The organism is Thermoproteota archaeon (assembly GCA_030130125.1).
In the GTDB taxonomy this organism is placed as follows: Archaea; Korarchaeota; Korarchaeia; order Korarchaeales; family Korarchaeaceae; genus Korarchaeum.
The window spans coordinates 1-23278 of sequence record JARZZM010000039.1 but is presented as its reverse complement, the minus strand read 5'-3'; the positions used below and the strand labels follow the sequence as shown (position 1 = coordinate 23278).

Genomic DNA, 23278 nt, shown 5'->3' with positions numbered 1-23278 from the left:
TCTCATTCTGCCTAAGGGTAATCCGAAGGGCGTAAAATCCATAAGAGATCTCATAGAGAGACAAGATCTCATGTTTATCAATAGGAATAAAGGTTCGGGTACTAGAATGCTCTTGGATGATCTCCTGAGGAAGGAGGCGGGGTCTCTGGGCCTGGACTTCGACGAGGTTAGGAGACGAATAAAGGGTTATTGGAGCGAGGCTAAGTCCCATAATGCAGTCGCTGCAGCAGTATACCACGGGATTGCAGATGTAGGTATCGGTATAAGGACTGCTTCATCCCTCTATGGCCTAGATTTCATCAAATTAGCTGAGGAGAACTACGACTTCCTAATAAAGGGCAGTTCCTTGGAGAGCAAGCCGGTGAGTCGGTTCTTGGAACTTCTCAGAGATCCAAGGTTGAGGGAGGAGATCAACTCACTGGAGGGGATAGTGGCTGGAGAAGATATGGGAGAGGTGATCTGGAGTTAATGATTACTCCTGACCAAGTACACTAGATGAGCGGCTTCGGGAAGTATGAGTTTGGTGAGCGCGAGCTTCACTCCATCAGGAGATCCAGGTAGGAGGAAGACCAGCGACCCATTGAAGACCCCAGCGGAAGCTCTGCTTGCCATAGCCGCGCTGCCCACCTGTTCGTAGCTCAACCACCTGAACAGCTCCCCGAAACCCGGTATCTTCCTCTCTAGGAGAGGCTCCACCGTATCTGGGGTTACATCGGTTGGATGCAGCCCAGTCCCTCCGCTGAATACTATGACATCCGAATCATGGGTTGCCTTGAGGAGGGCATTCCTTATAGCACTAGGTCTATCAGGTATTATTTCCCTCCTGATCAGTCTGTGACCTGCCTTCCTTATTAAGCCCTCAGCGAGATCTCCAGTTAGATCTTCCTTGCCCTTCCCAGAGGATCTGGAGGTACTCACTATGTAGAGGGAGAAAGATACCGATCTGGGCGCTCTGGCCTTGTGTTCCTCCGGGACCGAAGCGGGCATACAGGTGTGGTGGGGGGACCATCTTAATATTCTTGCACCAAGTTTAACCTCCGGTTAGAAATGACCCATCGGAAGGGGGAAGAGATAACTCCCGGGCTCCAAGAGTACCTGACCGCTATTTACAGACTCAAGAGGAAGGGAAAGAAGGTTGTGAGAGTGAAGGAATTAGCTGAGGAGATGGGTGTCAGGCTATCGAGCGTCACTGATGCTGCGAAGAGGCTTTCCGGTCTGGGATTGATCAGTTACGAGAAGTACGGGTACATAGACCTCACCCCGGAGGGCGAGAGGATAGCCTCCTCCACGCTCAACAGGGAGGAGGTGTTTTACAAGTTTTTAAGGGAGATCTTGAGCATGGAAGAGAAGAAAGCTAGGGAGGAAGCCTGCTGGGTTGAACACGGCGTTGGTGATGAGACAATCCTCCGCATTTCGATGCTGATGTCCTTCCTCGAGGAATGCGTAAATGATTTTAAGGAAAGATTCGAGAAATTTTTGGAGAGTAGGTCATGCTAATGAATTTGAATTCTATTTTTAGCCTAACAATCCTCCCAGTAGGGTAATTCAGCTCTCCGTATTGCCATAAAAAGGTTAAATAGGATCTCCCCCCACTTATCACGCCCTTAGGGGGTGTTAGGTATGGCTAAGTACAAGATAGTCCATGATAGGGAGTCCTGCATAGCCGATGGAGTTTGTGCCTCTCTTTGCCCAGACAACTGGGTGATCGAGGACGATGGGCTAGCTAGCCCGATAAAGACCGAGCTTGACGACCTCGGTTGCAACATGGAGGCAGCTCAGGCTTGCCCCGTCAATATAATACACATATATGAGATCAAGGAGGACGGAACCGAGGTCCAGCTCATCTGATCCCTATTTTATTTTGGGCGGTGGGCTCCCCCGAGGTGGATAGCGAGTTCGGGAGCCCCCCATTCTCCCTCAGACGCTCACCCCAGCACACTGGCAGCGCCGACCGTCCACCTTAGGGCTGCTCCCTTCCGGGCCTGACCCGTTTCGGTGGTAAAGGGGCTCACCCCGCCCCTCCGGACGGGGATGCCCCACCGGCGGCCCGCCAGCGCCAAGGATCATCGGCCCGAGGGAGAGAGGGAGCTCCCTACCCGCTACCGCCCCCAGGGGTTACTGGCCCCGGCATTAGCCTTCCGGCTCAGGGGACGGCTACTCCCCCGGCCCTACCCCACCGCCCACTAACAGTCACCCAGATCGAAATAAAAAGGGTGACTTCACGGGGTAAAGCTCTTTACCTCATCTCCGAAGGCTACCAAGGCCTCATCTGTCAGTTCAGTGAATATTCCCACCTCCACGACTCCGGGATATAGCTTCAAGAGCTTTTCGACCGATTCCGGTTCCTCTAGGGGTTGGCAGTGTACATCCAATATGTAGTTTCCATTATCCGACACAAAGATTCCGTCTCCAGAGTAGCGTAATCGAGCTTCTGAATTCAATGCGCCTTCTATAAGCTCCTTAGTCCATAGATACCCGTAAGGGAGGACCTCCACCGGTAAAGGTCTATTAGTGCACAGCCTGTTCACCACCTTGGAATGATCCGCTATAACCAAGTAGTAGCCGCTACTCGTAGCCAAGATCTTCTCCCTGACGAGGGCACCACCTCCCCCCTTGAGCAGGTTGAGCTCATCATCTATCTCATCGGCCCCGTCTATGGTGAGATCCGGCTTTCCGTACTCAGGACCCACCAGCGTCAATCCATGTCTCCTAGCCTCGGCCTCTATCTGGCTGGATGAAGGTATGGCCTTTATCTTGGCTCCTAGGTCGCTCTTCGCAAGCTCCTCCACGAACGCTGCTACTGTCGTACCGGATCCGAGGCCGAGTAACTCGACCTTCTCCTCTTTCAGTAGCTCTAGCGCCTTTCTGGCGACCACCCTCTTCTCGTGCTCGGCGCTCATGGGATAGAATCACCTGACCACTATCTCCACTACGTCGCCGTCCTCCAAGACAAAGTCCGCTCCTACCTTCATTGGCGAGTAGGGGAGCCTGTCCGACCAGACCTTGGCGTATCTGAACCTCTCCTTGAAAGATTGGTGGATGAACTTGGCCAGATCCAAGACGGTGGATCCCCTCTCCAAGATGACTGCCTTCTCGGAGGGTTTCCTCTCATTCCTGGCCTTTGTGAACACCCTTATGAGTCCAAGTTCCTTGAGGATCATCGCGCCCAGTTCATCGTTACTGGGCAGCTTGGTCGGGAAGGAGATCACGGCCAAGGCCTTCTCTCCATATCTAGCTTCCACCTCTCGCAGTAGGGAATAGTCTCCAGTCAGATCCATCTTGGTGAGGAATATTATGAATGGTTTGTACTTCTTCTCGCCGAAAACGGCTTCCTCCACGTCTTCGAGGGTCACCCTACCCTCGATCTCGACCCAAGCCCGTTCTATGCCGTAGGACCTCAGGATCTCCTTGATGTCCCTCTCGTTACCGTCCAAGATCCTGCCCTTGTTCACGATTATTATAGTGGGAGCTGCCCTGCTCCTCCTTATCCTCACCCTCCCACTCGGCCTCTCCAGCACTATCCCCCTAGACTCCAAGAGGGAGACCAGCTCGTCCAATTGGATGATCGGATCATCGGTGGAGCTGACGATTATGCCCAAGACGTCCGCGTTCCCAGCTAGGGCCACCGAGAGATTGGTGGGACCTCCCTGGGCCTGAGGTATTATGGGAGGAGCCTCTACTATCTGTATCTGGGCCCCCTTGAATTCCATCATTCCCTCCACCGGTCTTATTGTCGTGAAAGGATTCGGGGAGATCTCAACCCTGGCGTTAGTCAGGGTCGACAGTATAGTGCTCCGTCCCGAGTTGGTGAAACCTATTAGAACCATCTGAGCTGCTCCCCTCTTCTCAACCATGAGGGATGGACCTCTAGACTTTTTGCTCGTTCTCCTCCTCTCGATTTCCTCTCTCAGCTCGGCCATCCTCCTCTTGATGAACTTCTCCATCTTCTCGGTTCCCTTGTGCTTCGGTATCAGGGCGTAGAACTCTTTCAACTTCTGAAGCTTCTCTTCCGGCGTTTTCGCCTTTGAATATTCCTCCCACTTGGCCTGAGCCTCGGGAGGTATGTTCGTGGGCATTACCTCTTCCTCCTCTTCTTCTTCACCTCTACTATCTCGCCCAAGGTAATTGATTTTATGGATGCCGGAGGGGCCGTCTCTGGCAGGGCAGACGCGCTCCTCTCGGGGTTCCTCTGTATTATGGAGATCTCCAGCAATTTCTCTATAGCTCGAGCCACCTCGTAAGGTGGGATGACCTTCTCCGCCTCAATATTGCGAAGGAGAGATGCCTTTATGTTCAAAGCCGTAGCCACCTGCTCTATGGTTAGGCCTAAGGATTCCCTAGCCTCCCTTATCTTAACCCCATAACCCTCCACGTACTCTATTTCCTCAACTTTCCTCCTCTTGGGAGGGGGAACTCCTTTAGGGGGCTTTCTGGGAGGTTCCCTCTTCAACGGTGCCTCTGCCTTGGTCTCCCTTATGGCGACCTTCATTTCCTTCTTTTCCCTCTTTCTCAGGAGTTTTCGAGCACAGCTCGGGCATACCATTGCCTTGTAACCGTCCAGATCGACTATCACAGGTTTACCGACGAAGGTACCGCCGCATATCTCACAGACATAGACTTCCTCCGACAAGGTCCCTCGCTCCCATGCCCCTCCCACCTAAGGTAAACTTTACTTTTACTCGAACTTAAGGCCCATATGATGAGGAAGTTCAGGCCCAAGGACTTGGAAAAGATGCTGAGGAGCATGGGGGTTAAGGTCCAGGTGCTGGATGCGGAGGAGGTCTTGATAAGGCTAAGGGACGGAACGGCCCTGCGCATATCCGATCCTCAGGTCTCGGTGACTAAAGTGGGAGGAGAAGAGATCTATCAAGTGATGGGGAAAGTGGAGAAGGTCTCTGAGGTAGAGGAGAAGGGTGAGGGGGCCTACGAACCCGCTGAGGAGGATATCTCTCTGGTCGCCTCACAGGCGGGAGTGGACAGGGAGACCGCCAGAAAGGCACTTATAGAAGCTGGTGGTGATCTAGCGGAGGCCATCTTGAGGCTCACGGAGGGAGCTAGTTGAGCCTTAGAAGACTCTGGGCAGTATGGAGGATGCCCTATATCAAGTTGCTCGCCACTGAGGGGGAAAAAGAGTGCATATTCTGCACCCTACCAGCTGAGGGCAGGGATGAGGAGAACCTAATCCTGCACAGATCCGAGCACTGCTTCATCATACTGAACAAGTATCCCTATAACCCGGGCCACCTAATGGTGGCACCCTACAGGCACGTAGCCAGCATAGAGGACCTGACGGAGGATGAAGCTAAAGATATGTGGAGACTGATACGCCTGTCCATGCTCACCTTGAGGAGGGCCATGAATCCAGAGGGATTCAACGTTGGAGCAAATATAGGGAAGGCCGCCGGGGCCGGTTTTGAGGGACACGTGCACATACACATAGTCCCCCGCTGGAACGGGGATACGAACTTCATGCCGGTGATAGGCAATACGAAGGTCGTCAGCGATGCCCTGAGGAATACGTATACCGAGCTCAAAAAAGCCCTCTCCGAGGTCCTGGAGGAATCAGGTGGTCCCTGAGAAAAGCTTTTTATCGTATGGTGTGGATTACTTGGAACTGGGGCCGTGGTCTAGCTTGGTAGGATGCCGGCCTCGGGAGCCGGAGGTCCCGGGTTCAAATCCCGGCGGCCCCATTCTCCCCGAGACCCCATGAGATTTAGTAAAACTTATTTGAGAGTTCAGGCGTATTCTGAATGAGAGCCCCGGGCGGGATTCGAACCCGCGACCTGCCGCTTACGAGGCGGCCGCTCTGACCGGGCTGAGCTACCGGGGCCATTGGTTAGATCGATAAGGCCGGTAATAAACTTTACTAGATGAGGGAGACCAAAAACATGAGTGAAGAGGACTTGATAGTTCTAGCGCTCGCCGTTGTCGCTAGGGACTTGAGCCTCGCTAGGAAGATGGTCAATTTTGCCAAGGACGGCGTTCTGGAGGAGGGAGAGATGCAGGAGAAACTGAAACTGCCACCGACAGAGCTGCGGCAGCTCCTCTACAGGATGCAGGACTCCAACTTGGTCGTGCAGTTGGGTACAAAGGAGGACGAGGCGGGGAACAGGCTCACTTACTGGAGGATAAACAGCGACTTGGCCAAATCCTTCCTCCTGAGGAGGTTCAAGGAGGTGAGGGAGATGCTCATCAGGAGAAAGGAGGAGGAGTCCTCCGGGGAGTACTACGTGTGCGCCGCCGACCCCACTCACATAAGGCTGAGCTTCGATGAGGTGATATCGCGGATGGACGAATCTGGCCTCGTTTGTCCGGTGTGCGGCGCTATGTTGGAACCAGTGGACAGGGAGAAGATACTGGAAGAGATAGAGAGAATGCTCGGTGTTCTTAATAGGGCGCTGGAGTCGCTGGAAGGAGAGGCAAGTTGACGCGCACCCTACTCATCCAAGAGAGGATATCCAAGGGCCTTCCTAAGGAAGACATCCTCGAGGAGCTCGGTTGGGAGATGCTGGGTTACATGAAGGGTTTGGAGGTACCAGAGCTGGATCTAGACACTGAAGGAGGGTGGGTGAGGGTCTCTGTGTCAGGTCCGGATGAGGGAATAGCGGAGAATCTGATAATCAAGACCTACGGCAAGCTGCCCAGCATACACGAAGTTAAGATCGGGGACACGTTCAAGGGCTTCCTCACAGATGTCGGTAAGGTGGGTTTCGGGGTCTATTTCAAGGCATTCAAGGAGGAGAAGGATGCCCTCTATCCGCTCTTCGAGATGAGGAACCAGCTGGCTAAGGGAATGAAGTTACCCGCTAGGAAGATAGCCAGAGCTTACGGTTTCGTTGACGACCTAGCCTTGGAGTTGAGGGTCCTCCGAAAGGACGAAAGCAGTGTGTACGTGTCCCTGTCACCCAAACAGGTTGCGATGGTGAGGGGATGGATGAACAGGGGTCGGGATGTCCTCTTCATCGTTAGAGCGACTCCGAAGCAAGTCAGGAGGGCTCTCACGAGGACGGGCCATAAGAGGGATGTGAGCGTTGTGAGGACCTCTTTCCTGTCCCACGCCCTTGTGTGTAAGCTTGGGACCCAAGCGAAGGGACTGATCCCGAGGCTGGGCCCTCACCTCCCTGGAGCCGTGTTTTCCACCCTCTCCCCTGCGAGGGTTGGAGATCTCCTTCGCTCAAGTGAAGTTTAAAAATCCGCCTCGCCATAGGTGCGGTGGAGGGCCGGGGTGCCCTAGCCTGGTAGGGGGCTGGCCTGCTAAAGCCTCCTGCGGAAAGCCAGTGGCCCATCGGGCCGCGAGGGTTCAAATCCCTCCCCCGGCGCCACTTTCACAGGGCCGGTGGTCTAGCGGCTATGACGCCGCCCTTACGAGGCGGAGGTCGGGGGTTCGAGTCCCCCCCGGCCCACTAGGGGAGATCCCATTTGCTGAGGGAAGAAGGCGGATTCTACGATAGGGATCCACGGGATTATCGGCTGAGGATCGCTTTAGTCTACCCCGCGCCCTACCTTGCGGCTATAAACTCGTTGGGGCATCAGATACTCTACTTCCTCCTGAACTCCTTCGATGATGTCATGGCCGAGAGGTTCGTGACCGACCTGAAGGGATCGGTGGAGAGCGGGAGATCGCTCGACGAGTTCGACCTAATACTAGCTACAATCCACTTCGAGGGTCAGTATCCCGTGCTGTTTAGGATGTTGGAAGGAGTGCGCAAGCCGGTTGTGGTCGGCGGACCAGCTGTTTCAGCGAACCCCCTACCTATAAGCTCCCTAGCTGAGGCGGTCGGTGTGGGAGATGGGGAGGTCCTCATCCCCGCGCTGGTGGAGAGCTTGTTGGCGGGGGACTCCTTTGAGGAATTGGCTGACGACGGATTCTTCCTTCCAAGTATCATGAACAGAGCTGAATTCAAGAGAGTAAGGGGTTTGAAGCCCCTTGAAAACCAGATAATAGTCTTCCGTGGGAACGAACCGGTAAACAGCTATCTGGTGGAGATATCTAGGGGGTGCGGGTGGGGCTGTAGGTTCTGCATGCTGGGCTGGCACTGGAGACCCAGGCTGGATCCGGATCCTAAGGACTTGGAGGTGGCCGTCGAGAGGGCCCATGAGCTGGGATTCGAGGAGATATACGTCATAGGTAGTGACGCTGCATCTTCAAAGTTAATAAAGGATCTGCTTCAGTGGGCCTCTGAAAAGGGACTTCGCGTCACATTGCCATCCCTCAGGGCTGATCAAGTGGATAGAGAGCTCATAGAGTTGGCGGTGAGCGTTGGCGAGAGCATGCTCACACTAGCCCCTGAGACCGGTAGTGAGAGAATGAAGGCCGTGGTGAACAAGACGATAGATAATGAGGAGTTCGTGAGGGTGGCAGAAGAGGCCGAGGATTCAGGGATGAGACATCTCAAGCTCTACTTCATGGTGGGCCTTCCCTCCGAGACCGATCAGGATGTGGAGGAATCGGGTCGGCTGGCGAGCAGAGTAGCTGAGTTCGTAAACACGAAGGTCACGGTGAGCATCTTCATTCCCAAGGCCGGGACGCCTTTCGAGACGGTCCCGCTCGCCCGCGAGGAGGACATCAGGAGGAGGATCTCAATATTTAGGAGGAGTTTCCGGGGACAGGTCAACGTCATGCACTACGGCAGGGCGTACATTCAGACTTTCATGTCGGTGGGAGGCTTGGAGATAGCGAGACTCCTCGAGGGAGGGGTTAGAATCCCCTACAGTAGAGGAGCCTACCGCTCCCTAGCCAATAATATGGGAATAGATCTGGATTCCATAGTCTACGGGGAGAGGGACGCACCCTGGTGGGAGTACGTTGACACGGGGGTGAGTAGGGACTTCCTATCTGAAGAGCTGAGGAGGGCCATGGAGGGTTTACCCACACCGGGATGCGATGTATCGTGCACCGGATGCATGCCTAAGTGCTGGCTCCCCCAGAGGCGTCGGCTAGGCATGTCAGGAAGTTTATATAAGTTCCACAATCCCTTCTAGAGGTGATAGTTCATGCCAACTTACGTGCTACTGATCTTCTACAAGCTTAGGGAGCTAACCGAGGAAGAGGAGGAGAAAGCGAGGAGGCAGTGGGAGGATATAATGGAGGAGTGGCCTCCAGAGATCAGGTTGATCGGTGTTTACGATCACGCTTGGGGAACGGAGTACAACGGGGTCATACAGGTTGAGACGGAGAGCATGGACGCGTTCACCAAGTTCTGGAAGTGGTTCAGGGATAAGGTCAGGTGGTACGTCCCCGAGACCAAGACGGTAGTCGCCCTGAAGAGATAACCCCTCCTATCACATCCAGTAGGAGTAGACCCGTTCCCCACCTCCACATCCTCTTTTCCAGCTCTTTCAGGATGAATTGGAGTTTATGGGTGTGAAGCTCATCCCACCGTCTGTCCAACTTGGTCCTGAGGAGCGTGAGCCCCTCAGCTGGAGCTACATCCATCCTCTTGCCTATCATGGGTCCAACGGCTCCTCCCACAAGCCTCCTGACCATTTGCCAGCAGAACGACCTCCCGGTCACGAGCACCAGCGTGAAACCTCGATAAGTCCTCGCATCACAGCTCGGCCTCGGCGCCTCTCCCTCCTTGCAGAGATCCGGTGAGAGCGAGGTCTCTCTCAATCTCTCGAGCAACCTTTCGATGCCCAGTTCCATAGGGACCACGTATAGATAGGTCTTTTCGATCGCCTTCACCCTGCTATCCGATTCAATGAGCCCCCAGACTGCGATGTCCTTCGGGAGATCAGCATTCAGTCGAGAGATGTTCGGGAGCGCCCCTCTGTAGGTGACTACATTATCCAGAGCCGATACGCCCCTATCCGTTCTAGAGGTGAATTTCAGCTTGGCCTCAATTCCCTGATCGGACAATGCCTCAGCGAGTGATTCCTCTATGGTGGGGAGATCTGGCTGCCTGACCGCTCCATAGTAGTCCCACCCTATGTAGGCGACCCTCAGGGCTATCCACTTATCCCCAGCCAAAGCATCACCATCACTATCAGGAGACCCATCCCCACAAGCATAGCCCCGTAGACCAGCCTGTTCTCACCCGATAGGGAGCCGAGGAATACCCCCAGCGTGAAGAGGATTGTCAGGACCTCGATGAAGGATACCACATAGGCCTCCATGACGGAGAGCATGCCGCTAGTGGATAAGTAGAAGGGAACAGTCAGGGACATCATGACCAAGAAGGGAGCCAAGCCGCTGGCTGCCGCTACCATCACCGCCGATATGCTCTCGGCCTTTCCCACGAGGGTCTCGTCCAGATCCATGAGGACTGCCACCTCTAGCTCCTTTATCCTGGAGGCCCTCTCCGCCCTCTCTGTCAGATACGTGCCCATCGTACCGGATATGAGTATGGCCACCGCGCCGCCCAGCACCGTGTTGATGATAACAGAGGGCTCCTTCAGACCCGATATGAAGCTCCCCATCAGGACGCCCAGCATGGTAAGGAGGCTGTCGAACGAATTGGTGACCGCATACCTCCTAGCAACCTCGCTCATCCCGCTTATCCTAGATATTACTCGTACTGTGTCGGCTAGCTCCTCAAATTGCTCTATTATCCTCTCTACGATTGGAGGTGGACGTTTCTCGCTGTTATCCTCTGTACTGGCTCCCATTAGTTATCCAGACTTGTCACGGATCCCTCAAATAAAACCATGTGCGCTTCAGTTAATTTGTTAAATAAAGCGGAGGGCGCATCCGAGGGGATGACGCCACGCCCATCGGGGAGACTATTAGTAGGTTGCTCGATGTCATAGGTGAGAACCTGTCCGATGTCGACGAGGAATCCACTCAGAAGTTCATAAAGGCCCTTCTGAGGACGCTCGGAGAGGGGAAGATCTTCGTGGTCGGGGCCGGTAGATCCGGTCTAGTGGCGAAGGCATTTGCCATGAGGCTCATGCATGTTGGCTTCCAAGTCTACGTCATAGGCGAGACGGTCACTCCCTCAGTAGCTCCTGGGGACCTAGTGGTGGTAGTGAGCGGTTCCGGCGAGACCAAATATCCTCTCTCAGCAGCGCAGGTGGCTAAAAAGGTTGGAGCCCACGTGGTGGCCGTCACCAGCTATCCTGAGTCGAGCCTCGGTAAGATAGCGGATCTGGTCGTGAGGATCGGGGGGAGGGTGCTCCCTAAGAACAACAGCAGGGACTACTTCACTAGGCAGATACTCGGAATACACGAGCCCTTGACTCCTCTAGGCACGCTGTTCGAGCTGAGTACCATGATCTACTTTGACGCCCTCATTGCGGAGCTCGTGGAGCTCCTAGGGAAGAGTGAGGAGGATCTTGCCAAGAGGCACGCGACCATCGAGTGACTTAGAGGTGGTGCTGGAACAGGCTAAGAGGCTCGTCACGCCCTCGGATGAAGAGAGGAGGAAGCTCCAGAGTGTCTTGGAGGAGGCATTGAGTAGGGTAAGGAGGGCGGTCGACGAGCTGGGATTCGATGCGGATGTAGTGCCGGTAGGGTCCGCAGTGAGGGACACTTGGCTACCGGGCAACTACGAGTTGGATATATTCGTCCTCTTTCCCATGGGGGTCGGGGGGAAGGATGTCCTAGGTGAGCTGATAAGGGAGATCGCGGCCAAGGCCTTCGGTGATTACATTCAGAACTACGCTGAGCATCCCTACGTCATGGTCAAGCTGGGGGAATTCGATATAGATCTCGTTCCAGCCTACAGGATAGGGAAGGGGGAGAGGATAGCTAGCTCGGTAGACAGGACCCCACTGCACAACTCCTACGTGAAGTCCAAACTTCGCTCTCCAACTGAAGTGAGGCTTCTGAAAGCCTTTCTCAAATCGATAGAGGCTTACGGTGCTGAAGAGAAGGTCGGAGGGTTCAGCGGGTACCTATGCGAGGTCCTAGTGATCTATTACGGTAGTTTCCTCGAGGTGCTGAGGGCGGCCAAGGACTGGCAGCCTCCCGTCTGCATAGACCCTGAGGATCATCTAGGTGAGGAGTACGCGTCCGTCCTCTTTCCGAAGGATCCGCTAGTGGTCATAGATCCGGTGGATCCGAGAAGGAACGTGGCTGCCGCTCTCACTCTTACTCAGTTCAATCGATTCAGGATTGCAGCCCGGGCCTTCCTGATCAACCCGTCTATCGAGTTCTTCGAGAGGGCCCTCAGACCTCTTAAGGTTAGGGTCAGGAGCAGCGTGATAGAGGGGGAGCTGAAGAGGAGAGGGACCCATTTGGTAGTGGTTGAGCTCTTCAAATTAGATGAGCCGGACCAGTTGAGCAGGGAGCTACTCTGGTCTCAGGCCAAGAAGCTGGGGAGGATTCTGGGGGACGAGTTGAGGAAGCACGGTTTCGACCCGATGTGGTCCTCCGGATGGACTGACGAGTCCTCCACGATAGTGGTGGCCGCCGAAATACCATACCTGCTCCTCCCCACGCTGGAGAGGCGTGAGGGCCCACCGGTCGGCATGAGAGATGAGGACAACTTCCTGCTCAAATACGTGGGAAGCGAGGTGACGCTGGGGGGCCCCTTCATTAGGGAGGACAAGTGGTACGTATTCAGGCGGAGGAAGTACAGGGAGGCCACGCTCCTCGCGAGCGATATATTCAGGGGGCAGAGGTTACCATCCATACTGAGGGGGAGGGCGAAGATCAGGGTCCTCACGGAGAGGGAGCTTGCTTCCCTCGGTCAGTGGGCCCTGAATGAGATCTGGAAGGAACTAAAGAAGGAGGAGTTTTTCGTCAGGCTACTGGCCGAGGGCCTGGAAAGAGGGCAATAGGGCCTAGCTCTTCCTCTATTTCTAGAAGCCTGTTGTATTTAGCCACCCTCTCCCCCCTAGCCGGAGCTCCCGTTTTTATCTGACCGGAATTCAGGGCCACAGCCAAGTCGGCTATGAAGGTATCGGTCGTCTCCCCGGAGCGATGGCTGACCATGACAGAGTATCCGTGGCTGAAGGCGAGGTTAGCTGCCTCCAGCGCCTCGCTCAGGGTTCCTATCTGGTTGACCTTCAGCAGGAGGGCGTTGGCCGCCCCGGCCTCTATCCCCTTGCGCAGGAACACGGGGTTGGTGGCGAAGTAATCGTCCCCGACTATCTGTATCCTACCCCCTATCCTCTTGGTGAGTTCCGACAGGGATTCCCAATCCTCATCCATAAAGGGATCCTCTATACTGATTATTGGGTATTTATCTACGAGATTTATGTAGAAATCCATGAGTTCCGGTGGGGATAGCTCCCTACCGTCTATCCTGTACTTGCCATCGGAGTAAAACTCGTTGGCCGCGCAATCTAGGGCCAGCATCACTTTCCCCGCATAGCCCATCTCCTCTACAGCTCCAGTTAGTGAATCTAGAGCCTCCTCAGTCTTGGACATAGGAGGTGCGAAGCCTCCCTCATCACCGACGTTCACAGCTATCCTCCCGTACTTCCTAAGGAGCTGCCTCTTGAGCTCCATGTAAACCTCTACCCCTGCGAAGAGGGCATCCCTGAAGCTTTCGAATCGGACGGGCACTATCATAAACTCCTGGATGGCCAGATCATTGCCAGCGTGTACCCCTCCGTTCAACACGTTCATGAAGGGGATTGGAAGCGTCCTAGAGCTTATTCCACCCAAGTAGCGATACAGTGGAATTCCAAGCCCTGCTGCCGCAGCCTTCGCGACACCCACGGAGACACCCAGTATGGCGTTGGCCCCCAACCTGCTCTTGTTGGGAGTGCCATCCAGCTCCAGCATGATCCTGTCGATGTACAGCTGAGAGGTGGCCTCGACCCCTATCAGGGCGGGCCTTATCACCTCGTTGACGTTCCTGATTGCCCTGAGAACCCCCTTCCCGTGCAACCATTTTCCACCGTCTCTCAATTCGAGAGCTTCCTTCTCTCCCTTCGAGGCGCCGCTCGGTACCGAGAACCTACCTGAGGCACCTCCATCCAGTAACACTGATACCTCGACCGTGGGATTCCCTCTGGAGTCCAAGATCTGTCTAGCCCTGATATCCTTTATCCTGAGGGACATGGTGATCGGATCATCCCCCTTTTTCTTTTATAAGGACCTTTCCATCAATTCGGTGGTAACTTGGAGCCTGAGATCGAGGGCGTCCGAGACAGTCTGCTCAGACTGACAAGGGTCCCTAGAGTGACCGGCATCGAGAGGAACGTTGTACCTGTTCTCAGGAAGCTCATGTCTCCCTTCTCAGATGCATTCAAGGTGGACGCTTGGGGGAACTCTGAAGCCATCATAAATCCGGGTGGGAAGCCGGTGGTGATGCTGGCGGCCCACGTGGATCAGATAGGGATAATAGTCAGGGAAGTCACGGAAGACGGATTCGTCAAGTTCGAGGGTGTGGGCTGGGACGCCAAGGTGCTGTATGGAATGAGGGTGAAGCTCCTCACGGACAAGGGGGAGGTCAAGGGGGTTGTGAGCGTGCTTCCACCCCACATTTTCAGGACCTACAAGGAGCTGGCTGAGAAGAAGCTGGAGGTCAGGGATCTGGCCATTGATATAGGTGCCGATAGCAAAGAAGATGCGGAGAGGGCTGGAATCAAACCCGGGGTCTACGGGGTGCCGGATTACGAGCCAGAGGACTTACTCGGCCATCACTTCTCATCCCCCGGTTTGGACGATGCCGCTGGAGTTGTCACGATGATAGAGGCCCTCAAGCTCGCTTGGAAGTCCCGAGATAGGATAGATGCTGAGGTTCACTTCGTCGCTACCATACAGGAGGAGATAGGACTCAGGGGGGCGGAAATGGTGGCGTACAGGCTCAAGCCGGATATAGCAGTTGCCATAGATGTCACATTCGCGAAACAACCCATGATGCCAGCGGAGTTCGTTCTCAGGACAGGCAAGGGGCCAGCCATAAGCAAGGGTCCGATCTACCACTGGGAAGTCGTGGAGGCCCTTGAAAGAGCCGCGAAAGAGGCCGAAATACCCTATCAGATTGAACCCGATTTCAGAGGGTATGGAACGGACACATGGGCAATTCAGGTTGCCAGAGGGGGTGTGAGGACTGGGCTCATCTCTATACCCCTCAGGAGCATGCACAGTCCAGTAGAAGTGGTTAATCTGAATGATATCGCGTGGGGAGGAGCTCTCCTCTCCGAGTTCATCAAGATGCTGTGAGCTCTCTCCCCTTTCTTCTTAAATTATTTTTCCATTTTGCAGAGCTCTGCGTCTGATATGTAAACATTTATCGCCCGATCCCTGAGATATATTGATATTCCAAGGGGAACCTACGTGTTTTTATTTCGTCAAATAGTTTACTAGGGGGCCTTTCTCGACTCCAAGGGTCAGGAGGACCCCCAATGATTATTAAGAAGACCCCCCATCCATTATCAGGTATTGCTATGGGAGAGAGGGAAGACCTCATTCGTATGGCTGAGGAGTACCTCGTCACCTCTATCGTTGAGAGGTTGGAGCCCGTGGTCGTTGATCGGGCCGAGAATGACGTGGTAATAGATATGGATGGGAGGAAGTACGTGGACTTCTTCGCGGGCATAGCGGTGGTGAACACTGGTCATGTGAACGAGAAGGTCGTGAATGCTGCAATAGAACAGGCAAAGAAGCTCGTTCACGCGTGTACCTACGTGTATCACGTGCCGCCCACAATAAAGCTGGCCAAGAGGCTGGCTGAGATAGTTCCCGGGAGGGATATGAAGAAGACCTTCTTCTCCAACAGTGGAGCCGAGGCCATAGAGTGCGCCATGAAGGTGGCGAGGAAGTTCACCAAGAAGCACGAGCTGATAGCCCTCACCCACTCCTTCCACGGGAGGACCATCGGAACGCTCAGTATAACCGGTCAGTGGAAGAGGAAGAGGTTCGACATGGGTCCCTACATGCCGGCTGTCTCCTTCACCCCCAGCCCCTACTGCTACAGGTGCCCCTTCGGGAAGCAGTTCCCGGACTGCGACTTCGAATGTGCAAGATACCTGAACAACGTGATCGACTACGCCACCAGCAACAACGTTGCCGCACTGATCATGGAGCCCCTCCAAGGAGAAGGTGGGATAATACCGATACCCAAGGAGTACGCGAAGATAGTGAGGGAGATTCTTGACGAGAGGGACATACTCCTCATCGATGACGAGGTGCAGACGGGCTTCGGGAGAACTGGAAGGATGTTTGGGGTGGAGCACCTCGGCATAGAGCCCGACATAGTTACCATGGCCAAGGGCATAGCTGACGGGTTCCCGATAGCGGCGTGCACGACCAGGGCGGAGATAGCTGACTCCTTCGAACCTGGAGATCACCTCTCAACTTTCGGAGGCAACCCCGTATCGGCAGCAGCTGCTCTGGCGAACATAGAGTTCATGGAGGAGGAGAACTTGCCCAAGCAGGCGGAGGAGAAGGGGAACTACGTGATGAAGGCCTTGAGGGACATGATGAGCGAGATCAAGCTGATCGGTGACGTCAGGGGAAGGGGGCTCATGATAGGGGTCGAGCTGGTGAGGGACAGGGAGAGTAAAGAGCCAGCGGTGAGCGAAGCCAAGAGGGTCAGACAGCTCATGAGAGAGAAAGGATACCTCATCGGAGTGGGAGGGGCTGTTGGATCCGTGCTCAGGCTCCAGCCCCCACTGACCGTGACTTACGAGCACATAGACGGTGCTCTGGAGGCCCTTGAGGAGAGCCTCAAGGAGGTGAGCTGAATGGTCGTTCTCGAGGAGGTAAGGAAGGATTACGGGATCATCCCCAACTACGTGGATGGGAATTTCGTGGAAGCCCCAGCTGACGAGTACCTAGACTCTTACAATCCGGCCAAGGGGGAGGTGATAGCCAAGACCCCTCTCACGAAGGGGGAAGGGGTGGATCAGGCGGTCCAGGCCGCAGCTAGGGCCTTCGAGGAATGGAGCCAGATGCCAGTGACCGAGAGGATACAGTACTTGGTCAAGCTCAAGCTCGCTATTGAGAAGCATAAGGAGGAGATAGCCAGAGTAATATCCCAGAACATGGGTAAGACCATAAGGGAGGCAAGGGGAGAGCTTAGAAGAGCCTTGGAGAACGTAGATGCTGCATTAGGGATGCCCACGCTCACCTTGGGGGAGAAGATGATTAGGGTCACCAGCAACATAGATGAGGAGTACATAAGGGAACCGCTGGGCGTGTTCGCGATAGTAACGCCCATGAACTTCCCCGTGATGATACCGTTCTGGTTCCTCCCTTATGCCATAGCCTCGGGCAATACGGTCGTGCTGAAACCCTCGGAACTGGATCCGGCGCCCATGTACTGGGTGATGAAGGTCATACATGAGGAGGTGGGCTTGCCCCCGGGAGTTGTTAACCTGGTCAATGGCGCCAAGGACACAGTCCACGCCCTCATAACCCACAAGGACGTGGCTGGAGTCACCTTCGTGGGCTCCACTCCCGTGGCGAAGATAATATACGAGACGGCTTCGAAGGCAGGAAAGAGGGTGCTCGCGCAGGGAGGGGCCAAGAACCCCGAAGTCGTGATGCCTGATGCGAATTTCGAGAGGACCGTGAACAACCTGCTGGGTTCCGTCTACAACATGGCTGGTCAGAGGTGCCTCGCCGCTGCTAACATCATACTAGTGGGGGACATCTACGAAAGGTTCGTAAACGCCTTCGTCGAGGGGGCTAAGAAGCTGAAGATAGGTTACGGGCTGGACGAGACGGTGGATATGGGCCCCATGGCCAGCATGAAGGGGAAGGAGAGGGTCCTCCACTACATAGAGAAGGGACTGGAGGAGGGCGCCAGGCTAATCCTCGATGGCAGGGGCTTCAAGTCGGAGGAGTACCCGAATGGGTTCTTCCTCGGTCCCTCGGTATTCGTCGATGCTGGGGAGGGGATGACCATAACGCAGGAGGAGATATTCGGTCCCGTAGCCATCATGATCAGAGCGGAGAACTTCGACGAGGCGGTGGAGCTCTCCAACAACTTGGCCCCGTATGGAAATGCCGCCAGCATATTCACCGAGTCGGGGAAGTACGCTAGGGAGTACGCGATGAGGGTCAACGCTGGCAACATAGGGATAAACATAGGGGTGGCAGCTCCCTTAGGATACTTCCCGTTCGGAGGGAGGAAGCTCTCATTCTTCGGCACGCTGCACGGTCAGATGGACGCGATAGACTTTTTCACCGACAAGAAGGTGGTCATAACGAGGTGGTGGTGAGGGCGCTGCCCTCACCCGATCATTTTTCGGGGATCGGGAGCCTTATCTCGAACAGGGCAACTGGAACGGTTATACCCAGCTTCAGGAGGATCTCTGGGTCTATTTCACCTATGAGACCTGCGCCGGCGCCGTTCAACATCACCTTGGCGCACCTCCCCTGCAGGAAGGGCCTCTCGCTATAGGGCTCTAGCTCCAGCTCGATCCCCGAGTTGCCAGCGAGGGCCTTCAGATGGGAGTAGATGTCCTCAAATCCTACCGAGTAGTCTGCATAGGCTGCTGCGAGCCTCCTCTCGTCCCTGGCTCTAGTCTCGTAGGACTCGTCGACGACTACGACGTCACCCACCTCGAAGACCTTCTGAGGGTACTTAGCGTGCGTATTTGCGGCCAAGAAGTGCAGCAGCCCGGGGATCAGGCTATCCCTGAGCACGCTGTAACTCTCCGATACCGGATTGGCCACCTCAACCACGGGTCTCTCCTCCCTCCCCACGGAGGAGAAGAGGAAGGTCCTGCTGGTCATTATGTAGTTCAGGACCTCCTGGTATCCGAGCCCTACCATGAGCGTCCTTACCAGGGCTGAGACCTTCTCCCTAGGATGCCTCTTGCCCACGGTCATCACGTTGAGGGGCAGCTCGTATCCCAAGTTGTTGAGGCCGTAAGTGGTGGCCACCTCCTCGGCCACGTCCACTGGGTGAAGGAAGTCGGCCCTGAAGCCCGGGATCATCACCCTAACGATGCTACCATCGGAGGAGGCGTCAAGCCTAGCCCTCCTCAGCTGGTGAATTATCTCCTCCGAGCTCATGGGGATGCCCACCATCCTTCTGATGAAGTCCTCACTCACGAACATCTCGCTGGGCTCGGGTTTCGGTGTCTCGAGCGTCATGTCCGGGTAGACGACTTCGAGCGTGTGAATCTCCCCTCCCCTCTCACCCAGCGCCGACACCATTATCTCCAAGGTATGAGAGATCGCCCTAAGATCCGTTCCGGTGACATCTATGAAGAGATCCCTCATGCCCGGGGTGAGCCTGGTCAGCTCCGAGTTTATTATGGGAGGAAGGCTCAGGACCTCGTCCCTCGAATCCAGTATCAGGGGGACCAAGTTCTCTGGGTTCTCTATGAGGTGAGCGTACTCCCTTCCCTTCTCCGTCTGCTCTAGCACCTCTTGGGCCGTCATCTCCGCGTACTCACCGAGGGGAACGAAGGAAACCTTGTCTGCAGGCCTGGCATCGTAGGTTATGGGAGGGACCACCTTCGAGAAGTCGTGGAGGCCTATGGAAACCCTCTTCCTCTTCCTCCCTAGGGTGTCGTGTATCTTCTCTTGGGTCTCTATCAGCGATATCAGGGACTCCTCAGTGGTGAGGTCCACGCCCTTCACCAGAGCTGCGACTACGTAGGGCCTGACCCTCCTGACGCTCTCAGTGACCCTCACCTGGAAGGTCTTCCTCCTCATGGGGTACTTGGGGATGCCCAGCTCCCTCCCCATCAAGCCCTTGATCAGGCGGACCAAGCCCTCCATGGCCACTAGGTCCATCCTGTCGGCAGTTACCTCGAACTCCATCTCCCCCTCCTCAGGATCGTAGGCTTCGAGGTTCACCTTGGTGTACTCCAAGAGGGACGTCAGCTCGTCCTCGTTCAGCTCCCCACCCAAGAGCCTGAAGAACTCCCTCATGTCCACCCTTATCACGGGCATATTATCACCACACCAGCTTGGCCCTCCTCAGGTAATCCAAGTTCTGGGAGTGCAGCTCCCTGATGTCGTCCAAGCCCAGCCTTATCATGGCCAGTCTACCTATTCCGATTCCCCATGCTAGGGCCTGCACTTTGGGGTAGTCGTATCCCATAGGTATGAGCATCTCCGGCCTGAACAAGCCCGAGCCAGCTATCTCTATCCACCCCAGTGTTTCATGCCTGACGTACGCTTCAACGCTCGGCTCGGTGAAGGGGAAGTAGGCGGGCTTGAACTTGACCTCCCTGAACCCTAGCTGCTTGGCAAACTCGGCCAAGAAGCCCATGAGGTGCCTCACATTCATGTCTTCAGCCAAGACCACGCCCTCGCACTGGTGGAACTCTATCGCGTGGGTCCTGTCAGGAGTTTCCGGTCTGAACACCTTATCTATGGCGAATATCTTGCTGGGCACCTCTAATCCCGATGCTAGGGTGCGGGCCGAGGCTGCAGTGGTCTGGGACCTCAGGATGAGCCTTCTCGCTATGTCGAAGCTCCACTTGTAACCCCACCCCTTGGATCCCGTCTCCCATCCGTGCTCATGGGTCATCCCGACCCTCTCCACTAGGGAGGAGTATTGAGAAAGATCAGCGCCTTCAGAGGGAAAGGCCACTTGGTAGGAGTCGTGGACCTCCCTAGCCGGGTGATCCTGGGCTTGGAAGAGTACGTCGAAGTTCCAGAACTCGGCCTCCACTATGGGGCTCTTGACCTCGACGAATCCCATCCCTATGAGGATCTCCCTGACCTCCTCGAGGAAGTGGATGTAGGGATGGGGCTTGCCCGGATAGGTTACGGGAGGGGATGCTCTCACGTCGTAGGCCTTCAGCTTCCTCTTTCTCCATTCTCCGGTGAGTATGAGGTCCCTAGTTAGCTTTCCGACCTCCTCCACCACCTTTATCTTACCCTCCGCAGCCTGCCTGCCCAAGTCGGTGAGCTCCATCTCCACCTCGGTCTTCTCCACCACCTCAACTAAGCCCCTCCTCCTGAGGCTCTCCAGTACGTTGTGGTCCACCTCCGACTCCTCCAAGGGTGCGGATGAGAGCCTCTCCAAGATGTACCTCTCTGGAACTTCCTTTCCCACTAAAAGGGCGAAGGTTCCCTTTTCAGACTTCTCCAGCCTGATCAGGCCCTTCCTCTGTCCCTCGCCCAGAGCCACATTGAATTCCTCTCCTGCTAGGTGGGAGCGGAGCTCATCTAGGCTGGCCCTCCCTCCCCCCTCCCTAAGAAGTCTGATGAGCTTCTCTTCAGGCAATCCTTCCTCTAGATGCCTTCTCCCCCTGTCTGATAGGATCAGGTACCTCTTCCTCCTCTCCCTTATGGTGAGCAGGCCTTTGTCCTTCAGCAGATTGGCCCAAGCTGCTGCCTTGCTCCTATCCAGTTCGAGGTCATCCAGCCTAGCCCTACCGCCTCTAGAGCCGAGCTCCTCGAGCAGCTCCATCTCTCCCCGAGAGAGGAAAATTTCCATCCTATCCCCGGCTGGGGGATCATGCATCCTGATAAGTGTAACCTGCGGAGGGAGTGGCGCTGCCCCCCGAGCCCTGAACCCCACCCCTCATCCTGCGCATGTCCAAGATCATGAGGACTAGCATGGTCTGCCTGAGCAGCTCGAAGAGGTTCATCACATCCGGAGGAACGGTCCTCATGCTTGAGGGCTGGGCCTCCCCTTCCACAGCCCCTATGGTCTTTAGGGCCCTCTCCAAGTACCGGATCAGGAGAACCCCTCTGTCCTCCCCAGTGAGCCTAGATAGGTCATCAATCATCCTGTTTATCTCCTCATCCTCCAAGAGGGCCCTCGCCCTCTCCTCCGGGTTCTTGAGGTGGCGCCTCAGTCTCTCGGTAACTTTCACCAAGAGCTCCTCCATCGGGCCTACTTCCCTCGTCGCTATAAAAAGTTTTGATGCTCCTCCTGACGTACCTCAGGGGGAGGAAGAAAGCGAGGAACGTGAGGATCACCAGACCCGCTATGGTGGCGTAGTAGAGATAGGGGCCGAGGAACCCGAGGGGACCTTCCTTGGAGAGAAGGCCGACTTCCACGAAGAGCTGGACCACTGCAAGCGAGGACAGGGCCGCTAGAATGTCCTGCACTGTGGAGAGCCTCTTGGAGGTCTTCTCACTCTCCTCCTCCATCTCCACGGTCTTATTGAGTAGGGCTATGGTGAGCGTCCCGTGAACTGCCTGGGAGAAGCTGGAGAGGAGGGACTCGAGGTCCTCGATCAGCTCCCCCACCTTCAGCCCCTCGGAGACCACCTCGTAAACCTCCTGGTAGCTGGGATCTATGAAGGTGTACAGCCTCCTCAGGAGGGAGATCAGGACGGGGTAGGAGGCAGTATAGGAGTTGAGCCTCTCCAGCCTCCCTACCCAGCTTTCCCTCCCCCCAGATATGCTCTTGGTCAGGGTCGGGAGGGATCTGAACTCCTCCTCCAAGCCCCTCCTCAGGTCGCTCACCAGGTGGTAGCTGAGGAACGCGGTGGCTGCCGGTATCAGGTGATCTGGATCCAAGCTGGGGAGGGTGACCGAGAAGCCCTCGGACTTCAGGTTCCCCCTCCTCAGGTGGAGTGCGTGTATCTCCACCCTCTCACCCCGGAGCGAGGACAGGGGCATTGCATCGGGGATGAGCTCGCTGAGGATGGCTAGAGCTGCCGGGATCTCTCTGGAAGGGGGCTCCGGGTTCACGAGGATGAAGATCCCGTAGATCGACCCCTCCTGCAGCCCGGATATGAAGGGGCTCTCGGCTATCAGGGTGTAGGCCCTGTAACCCGGTAGCTCCAAGTCGAAGGACAGGAACCTGAGTCCCAGCTTTTCGACTATGGCGTGGAAGGCTTTAGTGGGTATCTCGTCAGCTCGAGGGATGGACGATCCCGATCTCGGGATCTTGAAGGGCAGCATGAGGGCGCCGGTCATCGGTCTCCTAGATAGTAAGTTTAATTTTTGTTTAAATGCTATCCAGCCTGAGGGAGATGGGTCAATTACATCCCCGAAGGATTGCGATCCTAGCTCCGGTCCTCTCTGGCTACTTGAGGGAGAGGGGGGTTGAGGTGGATGAGGAGGCCGTTATCAGGGGTCTCCTAAGCGGGAAGGGGGAGACGATCGAGGGCCTCCAGAGGCTCACCGAGGAGCTGGGCTCTTACGCTGTCTTGGCTCAGATAGGGGGGAGTAGGGTAGATTACCGGCTCTTGACCGTGCTTGACGCTGCTGTGATCACCCTATCGGAGATCGGAGGGATTGATGGGATTTTCAGGTCAATGAAGGATGAGGAGAGGGCGGCCATGCTCCTAATTCTGGGAAACGCATTGTATGAGGGTGGGTTCCCAGATTCAGCTTCTAAGGTTTACGGGGAGGCTCTGGAGATAAGGAGGGAGCTGGCTGCCAGGGACGGGAGGTTCCTCCCGGATCTGGCTGGTACGCTGAACAACCTGGGGGCTGCGCTGGCAAGGAAGGGCAGGCTGGATGAGGCGATTGAGAGGCTGGAGGAGGCTCTGGAGTATTACAGGG

26 protein-coding genes, 4 tRNA genes and 1 other RNA gene are annotated in these 23278 nt (G+C 55.6%); 18 read left to right on the top strand and 13 right to left on the bottom strand.

The window, feature by feature from the left end; translation table 11 throughout:
- Positions 1-469, top strand: a 469-nt coding sequence (locus QI197_06510; protein MDK2373010.1) for a substrate-binding domain-containing protein, incomplete at its 5' end; no start/stop codon positions are given.
- Here QI197_06510 and QI197_06505 read toward each other — a convergent pair.
- Positions 466-987 (bottom strand): molybdenum cofactor biosynthesis protein B, encoded by a 522-nt coding sequence (locus QI197_06505; protein MDK2373009.1) that lies wholly within the window; start codon positions 985-987, stop codon positions 466-468. The genes QI197_06510 and QI197_06505 overlap by 4 nt on opposite strands.
- A 60-nt stretch (positions 988-1047) precedes the next feature.
- On the opposite strand from QI197_06505, the gene QI197_06500 reads away from it, so the two are divergent.
- Both QI197_06500 and QI197_06495 read left to right on the top strand, forming a co-directional pair.
- Entirely contained in the window at positions 1048-1497 is a 450-nt protein-coding gene (locus QI197_06500; protein MDK2373008.1) for a metal-dependent transcriptional regulator, read from the top strand.
- Between the two features lie 123 nt (positions 1498-1620).
- Positions 1621-1848 (top strand): ferredoxin, encoded by a 228-nt coding sequence (locus QI197_06495; protein ID MDK2373007.1) that lies wholly within the window; start codon positions 1621-1623, stop codon positions 1846-1848.
- An 18-nt stretch (positions 1849-1866) separates the two neighbouring features.
- Here QI197_06495 and ffs read toward each other — a convergent pair.
- From ffs to QI197_06475, 4 genes are all read right to left on the bottom strand, one after another.
- Positions 1867-2179: signal recognition particle sRNA (gene ffs / locus QI197_06490), an RNA gene on the bottom strand.
- Between the two features lie 40 nt (positions 2180-2219).
- The gene (gene rpiA / locus QI197_06485; GenBank protein MDK2373006.1) at positions 2220-2900 is read right to left on the bottom strand and encodes a ribose-5-phosphate isomerase RpiA; all 681 of its coding nucleotides are present in this window, start codon (positions 2898-2900) and stop codon (positions 2220-2222) included.
- 9 nt (positions 2901-2909) lie between these two features.
- Complete coding sequence (locus QI197_06480) at positions 2910-4076, bottom strand: TGS domain-containing protein (GenBank protein MDK2373005.1); 1167 nt, start codon at positions 4074-4076, stop codon at positions 2910-2912.
- The gene (locus QI197_06475) at positions 4076-4630 is read right to left on the bottom strand and encodes a multiprotein-bridging factor 1 family protein (GenBank protein ID MDK2373004.1); all 555 of its coding nucleotides are present in this window, start codon (positions 4628-4630) and stop codon (positions 4076-4078) included. Before QI197_06475 ends, QI197_06480 begins: the two co-directional genes overlap by 1 nt.
- Positions 4631-4696: 66 nt before the next feature.
- Here QI197_06475 and QI197_06470 point away from each other — a divergent pair, with 66 nt between their 5' ends.
- From QI197_06470 to QI197_06460, 3 genes are all read left to right on the top strand, one after another.
- The gene (locus tag QI197_06470) at positions 4697-5062 is read left to right on the top strand and encodes a nascent polypeptide-associated complex protein (protein MDK2373003.1); all 366 of its coding nucleotides are present in this window, start codon (positions 4697-4699) and stop codon (positions 5060-5062) included.
- Between the two features lie 29 nt (positions 5063-5091).
- Positions 5092-5577, top strand: coding sequence for an HIT domain-containing protein (locus tag QI197_06465; protein MDK2373002.1), 486 nt, complete (start codon positions 5092-5094; stop codon positions 5575-5577).
- Between the two features lie 39 nt (positions 5578-5616).
- A tRNA-Pro gene (locus tag QI197_06460) sits at positions 5617-5690 on the top strand.
- A 65-nt stretch (positions 5691-5755) separates the two neighbouring features.
- Here QI197_06460 and QI197_06455 read toward each other — a convergent pair.
- A tRNA-Thr gene (locus tag QI197_06455) sits at positions 5756-5830 on the bottom strand.
- Positions 5831-5870: 40 nt separating this feature from the next.
- Here QI197_06455 and QI197_06450 point away from each other — a divergent pair.
- The 6 genes from QI197_06450 (at position 5871) to QI197_06425 (ending at position 9273) form a co-directional block, all read left to right on the top strand.
- Entirely contained in the window at positions 5871-6428 is a 558-nt protein-coding gene (locus tag QI197_06450) for a hypothetical protein (GenBank protein ID MDK2373001.1), read from the top strand.
- The gene (locus QI197_06445) at positions 6425-7189 is read left to right on the top strand and encodes a DUF2110 family protein (protein ID MDK2373000.1); all 765 of its coding nucleotides are present in this window, start codon (positions 6425-6427) and stop codon (positions 7187-7189) included. Before QI197_06450 ends, QI197_06445 begins: the two co-directional genes overlap by 4 nt.
- A gap of 30 nt (positions 7190-7219) precedes the next feature.
- Positions 7220-7322: transfer RNA gene (locus QI197_06440), tRNA-Ser, on the top strand.
- 8 nt (positions 7323-7330) lie between these two features.
- Positions 7331-7403 (top strand) — tRNA-Val (locus QI197_06435).
- 16 nt (positions 7404-7419) lie between these two features.
- Positions 7420-8982, top strand: a complete 1563-nt coding sequence (locus tag QI197_06430; protein MDK2372999.1) for a radical SAM protein — start codon at positions 7420-7422, stop codon at positions 8980-8982.
- A gap of 12 nt (positions 8983-8994) precedes the next feature.
- Positions 8995-9273: a hypothetical protein gene (locus QI197_06425; protein MDK2372998.1), complete on the top strand. Its 279-nt coding sequence runs from the start codon at positions 8995-8997 to the stop codon at positions 9271-9273.
- Here QI197_06425 and QI197_06420 read toward each other — a convergent pair.
- Positions 9224-9970, bottom strand: coding sequence for a hypothetical protein (locus QI197_06420; protein ID MDK2372997.1), 747 nt, complete (start codon positions 9968-9970; stop codon positions 9224-9226). The two genes, QI197_06425 and QI197_06420, sit on opposite strands and share 50 nt — an antisense overlap.
- The gene (locus QI197_06415) at positions 9949-10608 is read right to left on the bottom strand and encodes a hypothetical protein (GenBank protein ID MDK2372996.1); all 660 of its coding nucleotides are present in this window, start codon (positions 10606-10608) and stop codon (positions 9949-9951) included. Before QI197_06415 ends, QI197_06420 begins: the two co-directional genes overlap by 22 nt.
- 125 nt (positions 10609-10733) lie before the next feature.
- Here QI197_06415 and hxlB point away from each other — a divergent pair, with 125 nt between their 5' ends.
- Both hxlB and cca read left to right on the top strand, forming a co-directional pair.
- On the top strand, positions 10734-11303 hold the full coding sequence (gene hxlB, locus QI197_06410) for a 6-phospho-3-hexuloisomerase (GenBank protein ID MDK2372995.1): 570 nt from the start codon (positions 10734-10736) through the stop codon (positions 11301-11303).
- Positions 11275-12723, top strand: a complete 1449-nt coding sequence (cca, locus tag QI197_06405) for a CCA tRNA nucleotidyltransferase (protein MDK2372994.1) — start codon at positions 11275-11277, stop codon at positions 12721-12723. Before hxlB ends, cca begins: the two co-directional genes overlap by 29 nt.
- Here the strand turns inward: cca and eno are convergent.
- The gene (gene eno, locus QI197_06400; GenBank protein MDK2372993.1) at positions 12686-13954 is read right to left on the bottom strand and encodes a phosphopyruvate hydratase; all 1269 of its coding nucleotides are present in this window, start codon (positions 13952-13954) and stop codon (positions 12686-12688) included. The genes cca and eno overlap by 38 nt on opposite strands.
- A gap of 60 nt (positions 13955-14014) precedes the next feature.
- On the opposite strand from eno, the gene QI197_06395 reads away from it, so the two are divergent.
- The 3 genes from QI197_06395 (at position 14015) to QI197_06385 (ending at position 18066) form a co-directional block, all read left to right on the top strand.
- Entirely contained in the window at positions 14015-15061 is a 1047-nt protein-coding gene (locus tag QI197_06395) for a M20/M25/M40 family metallo-hydrolase (GenBank protein MDK2372992.1), read from the top strand.
- Between the two features lie 224 nt (positions 15062-15285).
- Entirely contained in the window at positions 15286-16584 is a 1299-nt protein-coding gene (locus QI197_06390; GenBank protein ID MDK2372991.1) for an aspartate aminotransferase family protein, read from the top strand.
- A complete protein-coding gene (locus QI197_06385; protein MDK2372990.1) occupies positions 16585-18066 on the top strand; it encodes a CoA-acylating methylmalonate-semialdehyde dehydrogenase in 1482 nt (493 codons plus the stop codon).
- Positions 18067-18085: 19 nt separating this feature from the next.
- On the opposite strand, the gene pheT is transcribed toward QI197_06385, so the two are convergent.
- From pheT to QI197_06365, 4 genes are read right to left on the bottom strand one after another with little or no spacing between them, the layout of a single operon-like run.
- Positions 18086-19753 carry a phenylalanine--tRNA ligase subunit beta gene (gene pheT / locus QI197_06380; GenBank protein ID MDK2372989.1) on the bottom strand — a complete coding sequence of 556 codons (1668 nt, stop codon included), beginning with the start codon at positions 19751-19753 and terminating at the stop codon, positions 18086-18088.
- Between the two features lie 4 nt (positions 19754-19757).
- On the bottom strand, positions 19758-21224 hold the full coding sequence (locus QI197_06375; GenBank protein MDK2372988.1) for a phenylalanine--tRNA ligase subunit alpha: 1467 nt from the start codon (positions 21222-21224) through the stop codon (positions 19758-19760).
- Positions 21225-21270: 46 nt separating this feature from the next.
- Positions 21271-21633, bottom strand: a complete 363-nt coding sequence (locus QI197_06370) for a hypothetical protein (protein MDK2372987.1) — start codon at positions 21631-21633, stop codon at positions 21271-21273.
- Complete coding sequence (locus QI197_06365) at positions 21560-22687, bottom strand: hypothetical protein (protein MDK2372986.1); 1128 nt, start codon at positions 22685-22687, stop codon at positions 21560-21562. The genes QI197_06370 and QI197_06365 overlap by 74 nt, the downstream gene beginning before the upstream one ends.
- A 35-nt stretch (positions 22688-22722) precedes the next feature.
- Here QI197_06365 and QI197_06360 point away from each other — a divergent pair.
- A partial coding sequence (locus tag QI197_06360) for a tetratricopeptide repeat protein (GenBank protein MDK2372985.1) occupies positions 22723-23278 on the top strand: 556 nt, incomplete at its 3' end.